Consider the following 17943-nt stretch of genomic DNA (forward strand, 5'->3'; position numbering starts at 1 on the left):
AGAGGGCTCACCGTCTCTCCGGCGCCACGTCCTTGATCCTCGCGCAGTGCGCGGCCACGTCCTGCGCGCTGTATTTCAGATGCACCCGCTTGTCCGACGGGACGTGCTTGGTCACGCACACGCCCGGCCGCCATTCCTGCGTGGGGCGGATCGGGCGCGGGACGAAGCCGCCGCCGCAGTTCGGACAGACGTTGGAGAGTTTCGTCTCGACGCAGTCTGCACAGAAAGTGCATTCGTAGGAGCAGATCCGCGCGTTCGTTGCGTCCGGCGGCAGGTCGCGGTCGCAATATTCGCAGTTCGGTCGAAGCTGGAGGGCCATGGCTGAATCTCCGCAGATCAGCCCGGATCATCGCAGATCGCATCCAGGGCGCGAAGGGCGTAGTTCCCTCAAATTCAGCCAGCCTTCAATTCCTTCAGCGGCAGCCGCGAGCTTTCCTTCAGCCGGTCAAGCACGATCGAGGAGCGCACATGCGCCACGCTCTGGTGCGGCATCAGCACGTCGTTGACGAGGTTGGAGAGTCCTTTCAGATCGCGCAGCACGGCCTTGAGCACATAATCGGCGTCGCCCGTGAGCGAATAGGCTTCCTGGATCTCGTCGATACGGCCAACCAGTGCGCGGAAGCGCTTGGAATTGTCCGGCGAGTGGGTCGCGAGCCCCACCTGGATGAAGGCGATCACGCCGAAGCCGAGCGCCTCGCTGGAGAGATCGGCGTGGTAGCCCGCGATCACCCTCTCCTCCTCCAGCCGCATCCGCCTGCGCGAGCATTGCGAGGCCGAGAGCCCTGCGAGTTCAGCAAGCTCCTGGTTGGTGAGGCGGCCGTCATCCTGGAGCGCGCTCAGGATCTTGAGGTCGAAGGCATCTACGGAGGTCATGCGTCAAATGTCCAATCCATGCACAAATTGTGCATAAGATAGCGAAATGACGTCCCGTTTGCACGCTCCTTGCGCGCCCAATGAAGGATAGTTCAGGCAGCAAGCAATTGGGAGAGCAGCGAATGGGTCCGTTTCCGCACGATGCACCGCCGGCTACGATCAGTGCCGACAATCCGATGGGCACCGACGGGTTCGAGTTCGTCGAATATGCGCATCCCAATCCGGAAGAGCTGCACGCCTTGTTCAAGCTGATGGGCTATGCGCCCGTCGCGCGCCACAAGACCAAGAAGGTCACGGTCTATCGTCAGGGCGACATCAACTATCTCGTCAACGAGCAGCCCGGCACCCACGGCTGCGACTTCGTCGCCGCGCACGGTCCCTGCGCGCCCTCGATGGCGTTCCGCGTGGTCGATGCGAAGGCCGCTTATGACCGCGCGATTGCGCTTGGCGCCGAGCCTGCCGATGCGACGCCAGCGCAGAAGACGCTCGACGTGCCCGCGATCAAGGGTATCGGCGGCAGCCTGCTCTATTTCGTCGATCGCTATGGCGCCAAGGGTTCGGCCTACGATGCCGAATTCGAATGGTTGGGGGCGCGCGATCCGCGGCCCAATGGCGCCGGCCTGTTCTACCTCGATCATCTCACCCACAACGTCCATCGCGGCCGCATGGATGTCTGGACCGGCTTCTACGAGGAGCTCTTCAACTTCCGCCAGATCCGCTTCTTCGACATCGAGGGTCGCGCGTCGGGCCTGTTCTCGCGGGCGCTGACGAGCCCGGACGGCAAGATCCGGATTCCGATCAACGAGGACGCCGGCGATTCCGGCCAGATCGAGGAATATCTGAATATCTATCGCGGCGAGGGCATCCAGCACATCGCCTGCGGCTGCCGCGACATCTACCGCACCATCGAGGGCTTGCGCGAAGCCGGCCTTCCGTTCATGCCGGCTCCGCCCGAAACCTATTTCGAGCGGATCGACGCGCGGCTGCCCAAGCACGGCGAGGATGTCGCCCGGCTCCAGACCAACGGTATCCTGATCGACGGCGAGGGCGTGGTCGAGGGCGGCCAGACCAAGGTGCTGCTGCAGATATTCTCCGCCAATGCCATCGGCCCGATCTTCTTCGAGTTCATCCAGCGCAAGGGCGACGACGGTTTTGGCGAGGGCAATTTCAAGGCCCTGTTCGAATCCATCGAGGAAGATCAGATCCGGCGCGGGGTGTTGAAGGTGGGGAACGCGGCCTAGACTAGGCTGTTACTTTCAAGCACATTGTCACGTCAAAACAGGCGTCGTCCCGGCCTTCGCCGGGATGACAGCGGAGTTTGACGCTGAGGCGGAGTGCGAAGATTATCGCTTCCAAGCGCTTGTCACCGTACCAATCTCCGCGCCTTCCGGCTCGCGCACCGCCGACGGAGTGCGCGAGAAACGCGGCGCCGGCGCCGGCTGCTTCACGCCGTGACGCTCGACGAAGACGTTGCGGGCGACCATGTGAGGATGCTGCGTGGCTTCCGACATGGTCAGCACCGGCGCGAAGCAGATGTCGGTGCCTTCCATGATCCTGCACCAATCCTCGCGCGTCTTGCTCTTGAACACGGCCTGCAACTTCGCTTTCAGCGCGGGCCACGCCTTGCGGTCCATCTGCGCGTCGAAATCCGCATCCGTCAGACCCGCATGCTCGCGCAGCAGCGCGTAGAATTGCGGCTCGATCGAGCCGATCGAGACGAAATGGCCGCAGGCGCATTCGTAGACGCCGTAGAAATGCGCGCCGCCGTCGAGGAAGTTCTGGTTGCGCCCTTCAGTCCAGCGGCCGATCGTGGTCATGTCGAAGAAGAACGACATCAGCGATGCCGCGCCGTCGCACATCGCGGCATCGACCACCTGGCCCTTGCCTGACTTCTGCGCTTCCAGCAGGGCTGCGAGCACGCCGACGACCAGATAAAGTGCGCCGCCGCCGAAATCGCCGACGAGATTGAGCGGCGGCACCGGCGTTTCCTTCGTGCCGATCGCGGCGAGTGCGCCGGTGATGGAGATGTAGTTGATGTCATGGCCGGCGGCGTTCGCAAGCGGGCCCTCCTGGCCCCAGCCGGTCATGCGGCCGTAAACCAGCTTCGGATTGCGCGCGAGCACCACATCGGGTCCAAGGCCGAGCCGCTCCATCACGCCCGGACGAAAGCCCTCGACCAGTGCATCGGCATTCGCAAGCAGATCGAGCACCTCGGCGATCGCCGCCTTGTCCTTGAGGTCGAGCTCGATCACCTTGCGGCCGCGGCCTGCGACCGACTTCATGCTCTTCTTCGCGCCGACCCGGTCGAGCGTGACGACATCGGCGCCCATATCGGCCAGCATCATGCAGGCGAACGGGCCGGGCCCGATGCCGGCGAATTCGACGATGCGGAAGCCCGACAGCGGGCCCGAGGTGCGAACGGAGGATATGGGGGCTGATTTGTCGAGCACGTTTTTGTTTCCTCGGGTCCAGGCGGAGTGCCGATGTCCGGCAATCGCGTGGACCATTCCTCTGTGGGGCGAGTTAATTGACCGATTAACTTTTCCCGCCTTCACGCCAGCGAGGCAAGCGGTTTTCGTGACGCATGGCCAAAATAAAAGCGGCGCGCACTGAAGTGCGCGCCGCGGAAAATTTGTGTTGAGGCGCTAAAGCGCGATCATGATCGCGCTTTAGCGTTTAGTTTGGGCATGATTTCCGGAAAACCGCTGCACACTTTTCCGGATCGTGCCTCATCAGCCGGCGGCAGTTACCGCGCGTTGTGCCATCACCTTGATCAGGTTCGCGCGGTACTCCGCCGTACCATGGATGTCGGCCAGCAGATTGCTTGCTGAAATGCTGACGCTGTCGATCGCGGCCGGCGACCAGTTCGCCTTCAGTGCGGCTTCGATCGCGGGGACCCGCATCACGCCGCTCTGCGAGGCTCCGGTGGCGGCGACCCGAACCTCGCCCGACTTGGTCTGCGCCACGAACACGCCGGTCAGCGCGAAGCGCGAGGCCGGATGCCGCATCTTTTCGTAGCCTGCCTTCGCCGGGACCGGAAACGACACGGCGGTGATGATCTCGCCGTCCTCGAGCGCGGTGGTGAACAGGCCCTGAAAGAAGTTCTCCGCCGCGATCGACCGCTTGTTGGTCTTCACGGTGGCGCCGAGCGCAAGCAGCGCCGCCGGATAATCCGCGGCGGGATCGTTATTGGCGATCGAGCCGCCGATCGTGCCGCGATAGCGCACCGCGGGATCGCCGAGCACGGAGGTGAGATAAGCGATCGCGGGGATCGCCTTCTTCACGTCGGCACTCTGCATGATGTCGAAATAGGTCGTGCCGGCCTTGATGGTCAGCACGTCGCCGGAGAGCTCGACGCCCTGCAGCTCCTTGATCTTGCCGAGGTCGATCAGGTCGGACGGGCTGGCGAGCCGCTGCTTCATCACCGGCAGCAGCGTCTGGCCGCCGGCAAGGAATTTCGCCTCGCTGCTCTTGCCGAACAGGCTGATGGCTTCGTCGACAGTGGAGGCGCGATGATAAATGGTCTGGTACATCTTGGCTCTCCCTCTTAAGCTGCGTGGATCGTGCGCCACACCCTGTCGGGGGTTGCGGGCATTTCCAGATTGTTCTTGCCGATCGCATCCGTGATCGCGTTGATCACGGCCGCAGAGGCGCCGATCGCGCCGGCCTCACCGCAACCCTTGATGCCCAGGGGATTGCCCGGGCACAGCGTCGTGGTGTGGGAGAGGTTGAAAGAGGGCAAATCGTCGGCGCGCGGCATGGCGTAGTCCATGAACGACGCCGTGACCGGCTGGCCGTTGGCATCGTAGATCGCGTGCTCGAGCAGTGCCTGCCCGATGCCCTGGGCAAGGCCGCCATGGACCTGGCCCTCGACGATCATCGGGTTGATCAGCCGGCCGAAATCGTCGGCCGCGACGAAGTTGACGAAGGAGGTCTTGCCGGTGCCGGAATCGACCTCGAGTTCGCAGATGTACGTGCCGGCCGGGAAGGTGAAGTTGGTCGGGTCGTAGAAGGCGCTCTCCTTCAGGCCCGGCTCCATTCCGTCAGGCAGGTTGTGCGCGGTGTAGGCCGCGAGCGCGACCATCGGGAAGGCGATCGCCTTGTCGGTGCCGGCCACCTTGAACTCGCCGTTCTCGATGACGATGTCGCCTTCCGACGCTTCGAGGGCATGCGCTGCGATCTTCTTGGCCTTGGATTCCATCTTCTCCATCGCCTTCAGGATCGCGGTGAGACCGACGGCCGCCGAGCGCGAGCCGTAGGTGCCCATGCCGAACTGCACCTTGTCGGTGTCGCCGTGGACGATCGAAACCTGGCTGATGGGAACCCCCAGGCGCTCCGCGACGAGCTGGCAGAACGTCGTCTCGTGACCCTGGCCGTGGCTATGCGAGCCGGTGAGGATCTCGATCGTGCCGACCGGATTGACGCGCACTTCTGCGGACTCCCACAGGCCGACGCCGGCCCCCAGGCTGCCGACCGCCTTGGACGGCGCGATGCCGCAGGCCTCGATGTAGCAGGACACGCCGATGCCGCGCAGCTTGCCGTCGGCCTTCGCCTTGGCCTTGCGTCCGGCAAAGCCGGCATAGTCGATCGCCTTCATCGCGGCATCGAGCGAGGCATTAAAGTCGCCGGTGTCATAGGCCATGATCACGGGCGTCTGGTGCGGGAACTGGGTGATGAAGTTGGTCCGGCGCAATGCGGCCGGATCGACCTTCAACTGCCGCGCCGCCGTCTCCATCAGCCGTTCGATCAGGTAGCTCGCTTCGGGGCGGCCCGCGCCGCGATAGGCGTCGACCGGCGTGGTGTTGGTATAGACCCCGACCACCTCGGCGTGGATCGCCGGGATGTTGTACTGGCCCGACAGCAGCGTCGCGTAGAGATAGGTCGGCACCGAGGACGAGAACAGCGACATGTAGGCGCCGAAATTGGCGTAGGTCTTCACCTTGAGGCCGGTGATCTTGTTGTTGGCGTCGAACGCCATCTCGGCGTGGGTGACGTGGTCGCGGCCATGCGCGTCGGTGAGGAAGGCCTCGGTGCGGTCGCCGGTCCATTTCACGGGACGGCCGACCTTCTTCGAGGCCCACAGCGCCACCATCTCCTCGGGATAGATGAAGATCTTCGAGCCGAAGCCGCCGCCGACGTCGGGTGCGATCACGCGCAGCTTGTGCTCGGGGGCGATGTTGTAGAACGCCGACAGCACCAGACGGGCGACGTGCGGGTTCTGCGATGTCGTGTAGAGCGTGAAATGCTCTTCCGCCGAGTCGTAATCGGCGATCGCCGCGCGCGGCTCCATCGCGTTCGGCGCGAGCCGGTTGTTGGTGACGTCGAGCTTCACGACATTGGCGGCCTTGGCGAAGGCGGCGTCCGTCGCACCCTCGTCGCCGATCACCCAGTCGTAGACCTGGTTGCCGGGGGCTTCGGGATGCAGCTGCGGTGCGCCGGACTTGATCGCGGCTTGGACGTCGGCGACCGCGGGAAGCTCTTCATAGTTCACGACGACGGCCTCGGCCGCGTCGCGCGCCAGATTCTTGCTCTCGGCGATCACGACCGCGACGGCCTGTCCGACGAAGCGCACCGTCTCCGGCGCCATTGCCGGCCATGCGCCCATCTTCATCGGGCTGCCGTCCTTGGAGGTGATGGCCCAGCCGCAGATGAGGTTGCCGACCTTGTCGTCGACGATCTGCTGTCCCGTGAGCACCGCGACCACGCCCGGCATCTTCAGCGCGGCGGAGGAATCGATCCCCTTCACCTTGGCGTGCGCGTGCGGGCTGCGGATGAAATGGGCATGGGTCATGCCCTGCAATTTGATGTCGTCGACGTAGCGACCCTTGCCGGTAATGAAACGCTTGTCTTCCTTGCGCACGACGCGCGCGCCGATACCTTCAACACCCATGTCTGGTCCTCCCGACCGGAATTGTCTTGACCGCGCTTTCCCTCGAAAGCAGCAGCGGTGGTTCTTATTCGAGGCGGGCCGCTTTACTCGGCCGCCTGCGAGACCTTCATGCGTCCGGCTGCATCCAGCACGGCCTTGACGATGTTGTGGTAACCGGTGCAGCGGCAGATATTGCCTTCGAGCTCGTGGCGCACGGTGGCTTCGTCGAGCTGGCCGCCATGGCGGTGCACGATGTCGATCGCGGACATGATCATGCCCGGCGTGCAATAGCCGCACTGCAGGCCGTGATTGTCGCGGAAGGCGGCCTGCATCGGATGCAGCTCCTCGCCTTTGGCGATGCCTTCGATGGTGGTGATACTGGCGCCGTCGGCCTGGCCTGCCAGCATGGTGCAGGATTTCACCGCCTTGCCGTCCATGTGGACGACGCAGGCGCCGCACTGGCTGGTGTCGCAGCCGACATGGGTTCCGGTGAGATTGAGGTGATCGCGCAGCAGCTGGACCAGCAGCGTGCGGTCCTCGACGTCGACGGTAACGGCCTTGCCGTTCACCGTCAGTTTGACTGTAGACACGTGAATACCTCCCGATCGTTTGTAGTTATTCTAATTAGAGACAGCGCAACGGAACTTTGCAACTGGGATTTTGGTCGCGAGCGTCATGGAAAGGTCATTGCGACGACTGCCAAAGCGTCGTGCTTCGGCAAAACTGTTCCGTGGCGCCGCCAAAGGGTGGCGCGACCTGAGAAGAAATTCGTGTCTTGTCTGCGGCAGCGTTGTCTCGCGCCATCATGCGAGACCATTCGCCCTCGGCGCCAAGCCCGCCGCGTGTCGTTTCTCCCTGAAGAAAGCATTCGTTGTTGGCAGCAATAGGAGCACGGCCCGACGGCTTTGTAATCGCGATCTTCGTAGTAGGGGATCGCCAGGCTAAGTCGTTGATTTCGCTTGTTGAGACGTCTGCGTGCCGGGTGGCCGGCGGCCTTCGGTGCGTCACTCGACGCAGCACTTGGAGGCGCTTCGGCGGTCCACGCTGCGCCTAGTACTTCCTGGCGATTGTCTGTCGCGCTGAACCAACCTAACCGAGTACGCAAACAACGGTGGAGGGTGGAAACGATGCGGATGAACGATAGCCAGCGCATTCCGGCTTCGAAGGCGACGGTATGGGCCTCACTGAATGATCCCGACATTCTCAAGCGCTGCATTCCCGGCTGCCAATCGCTCGAGATGGTTTCTCCGACCGAGATGAGCGCGACCGTCGTGCTGAAGGTCGGTCCGGTCAAGGCAACCTTCAACGGCAAGGTGACATTGACGGATATCGATGCGCCGAGCAGCTATCGCATCATCGGGGAAGGCGCGGGCGGCGTCGCGGGTTTTGCCAAGGGCGCCGCCAAGGTTAGGCTCGAAGAGGAGTCGCCCGATATCACCGTTCTCCACTATGAGACGGAGGCGCAGATCGGCGGAAAGCTCGCGCAACTCGGCTCGCGACTGATCGACTCGACGTCCAGGAAGCTCGCCGCAAGCTTCTTCGAAAATTTTGCCGGTATCGTCGCTCCCTCCGCCTGATTCGACGAGCGGCCCGTCGCGTTATGCTCGACGGAAAAATGGGATTGCGGCGCAACTCCGCCGCGGTTCGATTGCGCGTTTCGAGCCGCGGTCATCCGGCAAGAGGCGAGCGACGACAACGACATGCGCCGGACAATATGGCGATGATTTGCACTACTACCTTCCGCCTATACTAAGCGCGCAAGCGCGATGCTGTAATTTTCCCCGATGGCTCGCAGGCGAACTGCGCATCACAAGCACAAAGCGCATCAGCGCCCAACGTGGCGCAACACAACATCGCGGAGGGAATATGTCCTTAGGCACCAAGGGATTCTTGGCTGGCATTTCGATGATCGCCATGCTGGCGGCCGGCACCATCGGCGTTCGCGCCAACGATTCACTGATCAAGGCACAAGCCGACGCCAATCAATGGGCGGTTGCGGGACACGACTACGCCAACACCCGCTTCAGTTCGCTCAACCAGATCAACACCGAGAACGCCGGCAAGCTGTCGCTCGCCTATTCGTTCTCGCTGGCGTCGCTGCGCTCGAACGAATCCTCGCCGCTCGTCATCGGCAACACGCTCTACGTCTCGACCTCGTGGGGGCCGAAATACGTCTATGCGCTCGATGCCGCGACCGGCGCGCGCAAATGGACGTACGAGCCGGAGATACCGGACGACGTGCTGCAACACGCCTGCTGTGACGTGAACAATCGCGGCGTCTCCTATGCCGACGGCAAGATTTTCGTCGGGCGGCTCGACGGCAAGCTGACGGCGCTCGATGCGGCCACCGGCAAGGCGCTGTGGACGACGAAGGTGGTCGACTACAAGCAGGGCTCGGTCATCACCTCGCCGCCGCTGGTGGTGCGCGATAAGGTCATCACCGGCTTCGGCGGCGGCGAGTACGGCGTGCGCGGCGCGCTGCTGGCCTTCGACATCAACACCGGAAAGCAGCTCTGGGAGACGCACACGGTGCCTGCGCCGGACGAACCCGGCGGCGACACCTGGAAGGGCGATTCCGCCCAGCATGGCGGCGGCGCCGCGTGGCTGGTCGGCTCCTACGACGGCAAGACCGACACGGTCTATTGGGGCACCAGCAATCCCGGCCCGTGGAACACGGCGGTGCGCTCGACCGGCGACGGCAATTTCGGCAAGCTCACCAACCTCTACACGGCCTCGACGCTGGCGCTCGATCCGAACACCGGCAAGATCAAGTGGCATTTCCAGACCACGCCGGCCGATGCCTGGGACTATGACGGCGTCAACGAGGCCATTCTCGCCGATCTCAAGATCGGCGGCAGCACCGTTCCGGCGTTGATGAAGGCGGATCGCAACGGCTTCTTCTTTGTTGCCAACCGCGAGACCGGCAAGGTGCTCTCGGCAGAGAAATACGTCTTCGCCAACTGGGCGGAGAAGTTCGACCTCGCTACCATGCGCGCGGTCGAGGATCCCGACAAGCGTCCGGGGCCAGGCCATCCCGCCAAGGACATCTGTCCCAACCTCATCGGCGGCAAGAACTGGCAGCCGATGTCGTTCAACCCGCAGACCGGCCTCGTCTACATCCCGTCCAACAACGTGTGCATGGACTGGTCGGTCGGCGAAGTCTCCTACAAGCGCGGCGTGTTCTATCTCGGCGCCGAATTCCCGACCAAGGAAGGTCCGGGCGGCTTCCTCGGCGAGCTCGTGGCATGGGATCCCGTAAACCAGAAGAAGGTCTGGTCAATCAAGGAAGACCTGCCGTTCAACGGCGGCACGCTGAGCACCGGCGGAGGCCTCGTCTTTGCGGGCAACATCCGTGGCGACTTCCGCGCCATCGATGCCAAGTCAGGCAAGGTGCTCTGGACCAAGAACCTCGGTTCCGGCATCGGCGCCGGTCCCGTGACCTACATGGTCGATGGCAAGCAATACGTCGCCATCGTTGTCGGCCGGACCGCTGCTCTCCCGGCGTTCCTGGGCGACGTTGGAAAGAAGATGACGGCCGCGGCTCCTGAGGGCGGGTCGCTCTTCGTGTTCTCCGTCCAGTGACCACTCGCGCGCGTATCCTCGGTGACGGGATACGCGCGCGCTCTTTTCGATCTTAATCGACCGGAGATTGAGCATGCGTTCAGACCCATTAGGCATTGGCAGGCGAATTGATCGCCGGCATCGCACGATCCTTGTGTGCGCCGCGATTGCGGCGTCGATCGCAGCGGTGCCAGGCCGCGCAGACCAACCGCAGCCGTTCCGCCTCTGCGCCGACCCGACCAATCTTCCATTTTCCAGCGACAGTCCGTCGCAACCGGGCTTCTATGTCGAGATCGGCCAGGCGCTGGCGCAGGCGCTGGGCCAGCCGATCGCCTATGATTGGTACAAGTCCTATTTCGGCAAGCGCACGGTACGTGTCACGCTGCTCGGCAAGCAGTGTGACGCCATGATCGGCCTGCCGCGCTCCGACGATTTCATGGGGCCGGCGGTGATCTTCTCCAGCGCCATTGCGAAGGAAGGGTATGCCCTGGTCACGGCCAGGGACCGCGCGGTCGGCGGTGTCGAGGATCTCCGCGGCAAACGCGTCGCCGTGCAGTTTGCCAGCACGCCGCAAAATCTCCTGGCGAGCCGTGACGATATCCAGAAGGTCACGGTGCTGTCGCCCGAGGAAGGCATGAAGGCCCTCGATGCGGGCAAGGCCGACGTTGCCTTCATCTGGGGCCCGGTCGCCGGCTGGCTGAACAAGACTGTCTATCAGGACCGATACCGGATCCAGGTCACTGAAGGCGAAGGCCTTTCCTGGGACGCCGCTATCGGCTTCGCCAGGACGTCAAGCGAACTGCGCGACCGCGTCGACGCCGTCCTGCCGCAGCTTGCGCGCGCCATCACCGAGCTCTCGGTCAAGTATGGCCTGCCGGCCGGCCAACCCGTTCACTTCAGCGCAGCGAGGGCTGAGCCGCCGGGTGTCACGACCGGGGCCGCAGCGAGCGTAGCGCAGGTTGCGAATGTGGTGGCGACCGAGACCAAGGGAGACGCCTTGCCTCAAAGCGCCGAGGCGGTCAGCACCGGCAAGGAAATCTTCAACGGCACCTGCGCCCACTGTCATGGTCCCGACGCGATCCAGAGCGAGCGCAAGATCGATTTGCGGCTCCTGCGCCATCGCTATGGTGACGACATGCGCGCGACGTATTTGAAGACCGTGCATGAGGGACGGCCGGCCAAGGGCATGCCGGCCTGGAAAGAGGTCTTCACGGATGAGCAGTTCGAGAGCATTTATTCATTCCTGGCGACCGTTCAGGTCGAGTCGAACGATTGACGAGCTCGACCGTACGGGAGCGGATAGATGTGCTAGCGTCCGTCCCGCGTCGCCTCGGTGCCGGTCAAGATCCTGAGGCGTGCGCCCATTTCGCGCTCAGAGTGGGCGCCGCGCTGGAGTTCCGGGAAGGCGCCATGACCAGCTTCCTGATCATCGACGATCATCCGCTGTTTCGCGAGGCGCTCGGCAATGCCGTTCGTCTGGCGCTTCCCGAGGCGCATATCTTCGAGGCCGTGTCGATCGAGGATGCCCTGCATGTCCTTGCTGGCGAGCAGGGCATCGATCTCGCGCTGCTCGACCTCTCGCTGCCTGATGCGACCGGGTTTTCGGGCTTCCTCCGGCTGCGCGAGACCCATCCGCGACTGCCCGTTGCAATCGTCTCGAGCGAGGAGGACCAACACGTGGTGCGAGAGGCGTTGGCCTTGGGGGCGGCCGGCTATCTTCCCAAGTCGACGTCGAAGCGCGAGCTGGCGCAATCGATCGAGGGCGTGCTCAGCGGTTCCGTTTCCGTGCCGAAGGACTTCGTCGCGACGCCCGAGCGCAGCAAGGAAGCGAGCGCCAGGGCGCTGCAGGTCAAGCTTCGCGAACTCACGCCGCAGCAGCTTCGCGTGCTGGATCTGCTTCGCCGCGGCTATCCGAACCGGCAGATCGCCCATGAGCTCCAACTCGCCGAATCGACCGTGAAGGCACATATCACCGAGATCCTGCGCAAGCTTGGTCTCTTCAGCCGCAATAAGGCGGTTATCGAGATCGGCAAGCTCGAATTGCCTGATCCGAAGAGCAGGCTCAATGCGCGGGCCGATCGCGGCAGGCCGCAATGAAATCCGGTCCGGTCCGGCCCGAAAATGCGTTATGTTTGGCGACTGAACGTGACAACGGCTCGAACGCGATGCGATTTCTGATCGTTGAAGACCATCCGCTGTTTCGCGAGGCGCTGGAGAGCGCACTGCAAATGGCGACGCCCGGGGCGGAGATCCTGCAAGCCACCTCGATCGATGGTGCACTTGACCTGTTGTCGTCGACTGAAAGCGTCGATCTCATTCTGCTTGACCTCTCGATGCCGGGGACGACCGGTCTGTCGGGCATCATCCGGATCCGCAAGGCCTTCCCGCGGATTCCGGTCATCATCGTGTCGGGATACAAGGATACGCAAATCATCGGCAACGCCCTGTCGCTCGGTGTTTCCGGCTACATCCTCAAGTCCGCATCCAAGCAGGAGCTTGCGCAATCGATCGGCGAGGTGTTGCGCGGCGCGGTCTGTGTTCCGGCGGCCTATCGCACGCAGACGCGTCCGCTACGGTCTACCAGCCCGACCCGTGACCTGCTGAAACGATTGCACGATCTCACGCCGCAGCAATTACGGGTCCTCGAGATGCTCAAGCGTGGCTTGCAGAACAAGCAGATCGCGTATGAGCTGAACATCTCCGAGACCACGGTCAAGGTTCATGTCTCCGAGATCCTGCGCAAATTGAACGTGCTCAGCCGAACCAAGGCGATCGTCGAGATGTCGAGGATCGATTTTACGTCGCTGATAAGCCCCGGCGCCGAAGCCAGGCACGCGCGCGCGAAGCCGGATTCCAAGGGCTGAACGGCCGGATCAGGTCAGCAGGAACGACAGCAGCGCGCGCATCTCGGCTGGCTTGACCGGCTTCTTCAAGACTTCGAGCCCGCAAAGGCTCGCCTCCTTGGCCGCTTTCTCGGAATAGTCGGCCGTGATGATCATCGCGGGCACGTCCAGCTTGAGCTGCCGACGGATATTTTCCACGACCGACAGCCCGCTCTCGCCATGATCGAGATGGAGATCCGCGATGATCGTGTCGGGCGCGCCGCCGAGCTCGCTCAGACGCTGCACGGCCTCTGCGCCGGAGCGCGTTGTCGCGACGTCGCAACCCCATCCTTCCAGCAGCGCTGCCATGGCCGCCGAGCCCGACGCATCGTTCTCGATCAGCAAGATTTTTGCCCCTCCCATCCCGCCGTACTGGAGATCCGCCGGCCTGACCTCGCGCGCGTCGTCACTGACGTCGGCGCGATCCGCCTGCTCCAGCTCCAGGACGAATGTCGATCCGTGTCCGATCTGCGACGAGAGTCGTACGTCGTGGCCGAGCACCGTGGCGAAGCGACGAACGATTGACAGGCCGAGCCCGAAGCCGGCCTGGTCGATGGCATTGGCCTCGCCGCGCTGGAACTCGCGGAAGATCGCTTCCTGTTGCGCATGGGCAATGCCAGGCCCGGAGTCGGTCACCTGTATGCAGACGCGACCGCCCCGCCGCCGGCATCCCATGATGACACCGCCGGTGCGCGTATAACGGATGGCGTTTGCCAGCAGGTTTTGCAGGATTCGCCTCAGCATCATTGCGTCGGACGATACTGCAAGCAAGGAAGGACGAATGCGCAGTGAGAGACCTTGCCGCGAGGCGATCGGCTCGAATTCGTTGCGCAGCTGCGTGAACAGCGGCGCGACGGCGATCGGCCGCACGTCGGGCTTCAGCGCGCCGGCATCGAGCTTCGCGATTTCAAGGAGCGAGCGCAACAGGTCTTCCAGCGTCATCAGCGAGCGGTCGACCTGGTCGACGAGCAGGGCGCCATCCTGCGACTCCATCATTTCGGCAAGCGCCGACAGCGTCAGCCGCGCTGCGTTCAGGGGCTGGAGCAGGTCGTGCGTCACCGAGATCAGAACCGACGATTTCAGCGAACTGGCGGCCTCGGCCTGTTGCTTGGCGCGGTAGAGCCCTTCATTGGCCCGTTCGACGGAGTGCAGCGCATCCCGCAATTGCTGGGTACGGTCGCGCACCTGGTGGTCGAGCGCGATCGCGGTCTCGAACAGCGAGAAGGCGTTGAGCTGCTGATCCATCGAGCGCTCAACGCGGGACATCAACGCGGCGTTGATCTTCTTCAGCTTCGCGGCCTCTCGCCGCAGCTGCTCGACCGTTTCCGGATCCTGCCAGACCTCGGTCACGTCCGCCGCCTGCCGATGGCGACGCCGGTGAAGGTCTGGTTCACGTGCATCGAGCCGAACTGTTCGCCGTAGGTGTGAAAACCGATGACGCGATTGTCCCGATAGAGCTCCGACATGTCGCGGGCGAGTTGATGCTGCTCTGCGTCGAGCCTGCGCAGCAGGCATTCGAACCCAATATAGAGAGAGACATCGCCGATCTGATCGCGGGTTTCCGCAAAGAGGTCGCGGGTCGCCCCGACCAGGCTCCGCGAGGTCGCGGCCGTCAAGACCATGCCTTCGTCGATCGCGCAGAAGAAATGCAGGGAGCCGTCGGGCTCGACGCGCTGGATCGACCGTGCGTAATAGGAGCCGCCGACGCGGACCAGCACCGGATGGGACGCGAAGGAGAACGGGTCGAGCTTGGCATCCATGATGCCGACCATGCGCGAATATTCCTCGGCCGCCGGCTCCGCGTTCAACTCCCTGACCGTACGATTTTCGACGTCGGCTTCTGTCACCACCATCTTCTGCGATCGCGGCTCGAAGTTGTCGCACTTGAAGACGCGGAACGGCAGCGTGGTGTTGAGAAGGATCAGGAGGGCGGCATTGGTGTGGGCCTTGCCGTCGAAGAACACCCAGGTCTTCTCGAAGCGCATTCCGTCGCCTGCCGACCCTCCGACGATCGGAATGTCGTCCAGCGAGGCATAGATGGCGGACATGACGGCTTCTTCCCGGCGGCAAAGGCCGTCGATCAGCACCAGCCCGAAGGAGCTGCCGCCATCGACCTCCGACGAGATACGCAATTCCTGCCGCAGCTCTGCGCCGGCCCTGCGGCCGTCCTCGACGCGGAAATTCTGAAGATTGAGAATCGGCCGGGCCGCCGCGCTGAAATCCTCGCGGCTGAAGGCGAGGGCCACGACGCTGTTCTCATCCCAACCGTCGGGCGCAAGCTCGCCCGCCGTGGTGCAGCCGCAGATCAGGATCTCTGCAAAATGTGCGGTGATCTCGGCGATGAAGTGGTGGGGGTCGTAATGCGGGGATAGGAAGACCAGGATGAGCGCGGTGTCGTCGGACGGAATCTGGCCCGCGAGCTCGGCCACCGCCTGTTCCACGGTCGACGCCTTCGACTTCGCAACGGCAACGCCGGAGGAATTGCCAAACCGAAAATCGGTTTGTCCCACTCGGTAGCTCCCTCTCTGGATAGGCTTGGTCTGGCGCCAAGTATCGGAAGAGTAGGGCCTTTCCAGCGCGGCCGCAACACATGCCGGGCCGGGCTGCGGCGAGCTGCAGGGCGCGGCGGCGATCCCGGCCAACCCCGTGATTGCGGGCCTGACGAATTTACCGCCCTTTATCCATTGTGCCCTAGTTTTGCGCATGCGGGTCTGGGGGCGGGGCGCCTCCGGAACGCGGCTGAATATAAATGGGGGTGGGAATGTCCGGGCGTACCGCGTCGCCGTCGAAGCGAACAATATTTCCGACCCTCAGGTTCCGCGCCAAGATCATCCTCGGCTTTGCTGCGGTGCTGGTGATCTCCGCCGGCAGCATGGCCTTCTCTTATTTCGGCTTCGAGCGGGTCTCGTTCGGGGTCGGGTCCTACCGCAGCAGCGTTACCGAGGCCGATCTCGCCCGCAACATCGACCGTGAGCTGCTCGCCTACCGCTCGGCCGTGAAGTATTTCGTCGTCACCGGCAAGGAGGACGACGCCAAGGCGGCGCTGGACGCCGAGACCGGCCTGAGGAACGCCATCGACAAGGCGGTCAAGAGCGCCAAGAAGCCGGCGCGGCAGGAGAGCCTGGGCAAGCTCGCCAAGGAGTTCTCCAACTTCTCGGCGACTTTCGCAAAAGTCCTCCAGGCCAAGCGTGACAGCGCGCTGCTGGTGCAGAACCAGCTCATGCGCAACGCCAACCTGCTGAAGTACAAGCTCGACGACATCGGCAACAACGCCTCCGATTCCGAGGCGCAGGCGATCGAGTTCGGCACCAAGCAGGTCAATGCCCAATTCCAGACTGCGACCGCGGCCGCGACCAATTTCGTGCTGACGTCCGACCAGGCGATTGCGACCAGCGCGCTGGCGCGGCTGAAATTCGTCGAGAACTCCCTCGGCGCGGTCTATTCCATGGACGACAAGATCGTCGCCGGCCTGAAGGACGCCAAGGACCTCTTGGGAGCCTATCGCGAATCGCTGGAGAAGCTGATCGCCAACGCCAAGTTGGTCGACGAACTCGTCACCGAAATGAGCGGCTCGGCCGGCGCGATCCTGCAGGGCGCCACCGCCATGAAGGCGGACCTCGTCGCCGAGCAGCAGCGGCTGGATACCGAATCGGAATCCACCATCGGGAAGACCGAGCAACTGGTGCTGATGCTGGCCATCGGCGGCACGCTGCTCGGCGCGGTCCTCGCTTTCCTGCTCGGCACCGGCATCTCGCGTCCGATGATCGCGATGTGCAAGGCGATGCGCGAGCTTGCGTCGGGTAATTTCGACGTCGTGCTGCCGGGTCTCGGCCGCAAGGACGAGATCGGCGAGATGGCCGGCGCGGTCGAGGAGTTCAAGCTGCAAGCCGTGGCCAAGGCCGAACGCGACGCCGCCGTCAACGAGGCCCAGAACAAGGAAGCGAGCGCTGCCCGCCGTTCCGAGCTGATCCGCTTCGCCGACGATTTCGAGAGCGCGGTCGGCGCCATCGTCTCCAACGTCTCGGCGTCCGCCGTGCAGCTGGAATCGGCGGCCTCCACGCTGACCCGCACCGCCGAGACCACGCAAAGCCTGTCGAGCCAGGTCGCCGGGGTCTCCGAGCAGGCCTCCAGCAACATGCAATCGGTCGCGACCGCGACGGAAGAGCTTTCGGCCTCCGTCGAGGAGATCGGCCGCCAGGTCCGCGATTCCAGCCGTATCGCAGAGGCTGCGGTGGTGCAGGCCAAGGAGACCGATAGTCGTATCGGCAAGCTCTCGCATGCGGCCCAGCAGATCGGCGAAGTCGTCAAGCTGATCACCGCGATTGCCGAGCAGACCAATCTTCTGGCGCTCAACGCGACCATCGAGGCCGCACGCGCCGGAGACGCCGGTCGTGGCTTCGCAGTTGTCGCCAGCGAAGTGAAGTCGCTGGCGAGCCAGACGGCAAAGGCGACCGACGAAATCTCCTCGCACATCGCCGGCATGCAAGGCGCAACCGCCGAATCGGTCGCCGCGATCAAGGAGATCGGCGCGACCATCGGGCAGATCTCGTCGATCTCGACGTCCATCGCCAGCGCGGTGGAAGAGCAAGGCGCAGCGACGCAGGAAATCGCCCGCAGCGTCCAGACCGTCGCGCAGGGCACCCAGACCGCCGCCACCGATATCAGCGAGGTCAATCGCGGTGCGGCCGAGACCGGCTCGGCCTCGGAAGAAGTACTGAACTCGGCCAAGACGCTGTCGTCCGAAAGCACCCGCCTGCG

General features: G+C 63.7%; 15 protein-coding genes. 7 read left to right on the forward strand and 8 right to left on the reverse strand.

Features of this window, described 5'->3' with window-relative positions; genetic code table 11:
* Positions 1-7: 7 nt before the first annotated feature.
* Both JQ572_RS34130 and JQ572_RS34135 read right to left on the reverse strand, forming a co-directional pair.
* Positions 8-319 (reverse strand): DUF1272 domain-containing protein, encoded by a 312-nt coding sequence (locus JQ572_RS34130; protein ID WP_211387232.1) that lies wholly within the window; start codon positions 317-319, stop codon positions 8-10.
* A 74-nt stretch (positions 320-393) separates the two neighbouring features.
* Entirely contained in the window at positions 394-873 is a 480-nt protein-coding gene (locus JQ572_RS34135; RefSeq protein WP_211387233.1) for an Lrp/AsnC family transcriptional regulator, read from the reverse strand.
* A gap of 122 nt (positions 874-995) precedes the next feature.
* On the opposite strand from JQ572_RS34135, the gene hppD reads away from it, so the two are divergent.
* Positions 996-2114 carry a 4-hydroxyphenylpyruvate dioxygenase gene (hppD, locus tag JQ572_RS34140; RefSeq protein ID WP_211387234.1) on the forward strand — a complete coding sequence of 373 codons (1119 nt, stop codon included), beginning with the start codon at positions 996-998 and terminating at the stop codon, positions 2112-2114.
* Between the two features lie 102 nt (positions 2115-2216).
* On the opposite strand, the gene JQ572_RS34145 is transcribed toward hppD, so the two are convergent.
* The 4 genes from JQ572_RS34145 to JQ572_RS34160 all read right to left on the reverse strand — a co-directional run bounded on the left by JQ572_RS34145 (position 2217) and on the right by JQ572_RS34160 (position 7332).
* Complete coding sequence (locus JQ572_RS34145) at positions 2217-3323, reverse strand: CaiB/BaiF CoA transferase family protein (protein ID WP_211387235.1); 1107 nt, start codon at positions 3321-3323, stop codon at positions 2217-2219.
* 282 nt (positions 3324-3605) lie between these two features.
* Positions 3606-4406, reverse strand: coding sequence for an FAD binding domain-containing protein (locus JQ572_RS34150; RefSeq protein ID WP_211387236.1), 801 nt, complete (start codon positions 4404-4406; stop codon positions 3606-3608).
* Between the two features lie 14 nt (positions 4407-4420).
* A complete protein-coding gene (locus tag JQ572_RS34155) occupies positions 4421-6763 on the reverse strand; it encodes a xanthine dehydrogenase family protein molybdopterin-binding subunit (RefSeq protein WP_211387237.1) in 2343 nt (780 codons plus the stop codon).
* An 83-nt stretch (positions 6764-6846) separates the two neighbouring features.
* Complete coding sequence (locus JQ572_RS34160; RefSeq protein WP_211387238.1) at positions 6847-7332, reverse strand: (2Fe-2S)-binding protein; 486 nt, start codon at positions 7330-7332, stop codon at positions 6847-6849.
* A gap of 537 nt (positions 7333-7869) precedes the next feature.
* Here JQ572_RS34160 and JQ572_RS34165 point away from each other — a divergent pair.
* From JQ572_RS34165 to JQ572_RS34185, 5 genes are all read left to right on the forward strand, one after another.
* Positions 7870-8319 carry an SRPBCC family protein gene (locus JQ572_RS34165; RefSeq protein WP_211387239.1) on the forward strand — a complete coding sequence of 150 codons (450 nt, stop codon included), beginning with the start codon at positions 7870-7872 and terminating at the stop codon, positions 8317-8319.
* A 289-nt stretch (positions 8320-8608) separates the two neighbouring features.
* Positions 8609-10324, forward strand: a complete 1716-nt coding sequence (locus tag JQ572_RS34170) for a PQQ-dependent methanol/ethanol family dehydrogenase (protein ID WP_211387240.1) — start codon at positions 8609-8611, stop codon at positions 10322-10324.
* A gap of 73 nt (positions 10325-10397) precedes the next feature.
* Entirely contained in the window at positions 10398-11579 is a 1182-nt protein-coding gene (locus tag JQ572_RS34175) for a c-type cytochrome (RefSeq protein WP_211387241.1), read from the forward strand.
* A 134-nt stretch (positions 11580-11713) separates the two neighbouring features.
* The gene (locus tag JQ572_RS34180; RefSeq protein WP_211387242.1) at positions 11714-12400 is read left to right on the forward strand and encodes a response regulator; all 687 of its coding nucleotides are present in this window, start codon (positions 11714-11716) and stop codon (positions 12398-12400) included.
* A gap of 68 nt (positions 12401-12468) precedes the next feature.
* Entirely contained in the window at positions 12469-13167 is a 699-nt protein-coding gene (locus tag JQ572_RS34185) for a response regulator (RefSeq protein WP_211387243.1), read from the forward strand.
* 9 nt (positions 13168-13176) lie between these two features.
* Here the strand turns inward: JQ572_RS34185 and JQ572_RS34190 are convergent, their stop codons facing one another.
* Together JQ572_RS34190 and JQ572_RS34195 are read right to left on the reverse strand one after the other, a co-directional pair.
* Positions 13177-14535 (reverse strand): hybrid sensor histidine kinase/response regulator, encoded by a 1359-nt coding sequence (locus tag JQ572_RS34190; protein WP_211387244.1) that lies wholly within the window; start codon positions 14533-14535, stop codon positions 13177-13179.
* On the reverse strand, positions 14532-15695 hold the full coding sequence (locus tag JQ572_RS34195) for an FIST N-terminal domain-containing protein (RefSeq protein WP_211387245.1): 1164 nt from the start codon (positions 15693-15695) through the stop codon (positions 14532-14534). The genes JQ572_RS34190 and JQ572_RS34195 overlap by 4 nt, the downstream gene beginning before the upstream one ends.
* Positions 15696-15946: 251 nt before the next feature.
* Between JQ572_RS34195 and JQ572_RS34200 the strand changes: the two genes are divergently transcribed.
* The coding region (locus JQ572_RS34200; RefSeq protein WP_211387246.1) for a methyl-accepting chemotaxis protein at positions 15947-17943 on the forward strand (1997 nt) is incomplete at its 3' end.

The sequence above is a fragment of the Bradyrhizobium sp. SZCCT0153 genome (genome assembly GCF_018129995.1).
GTDB lineage: Bacteria > Pseudomonadota > Alphaproteobacteria > Rhizobiales > Xanthobacteraceae > Bradyrhizobium > Bradyrhizobium japonicum_G.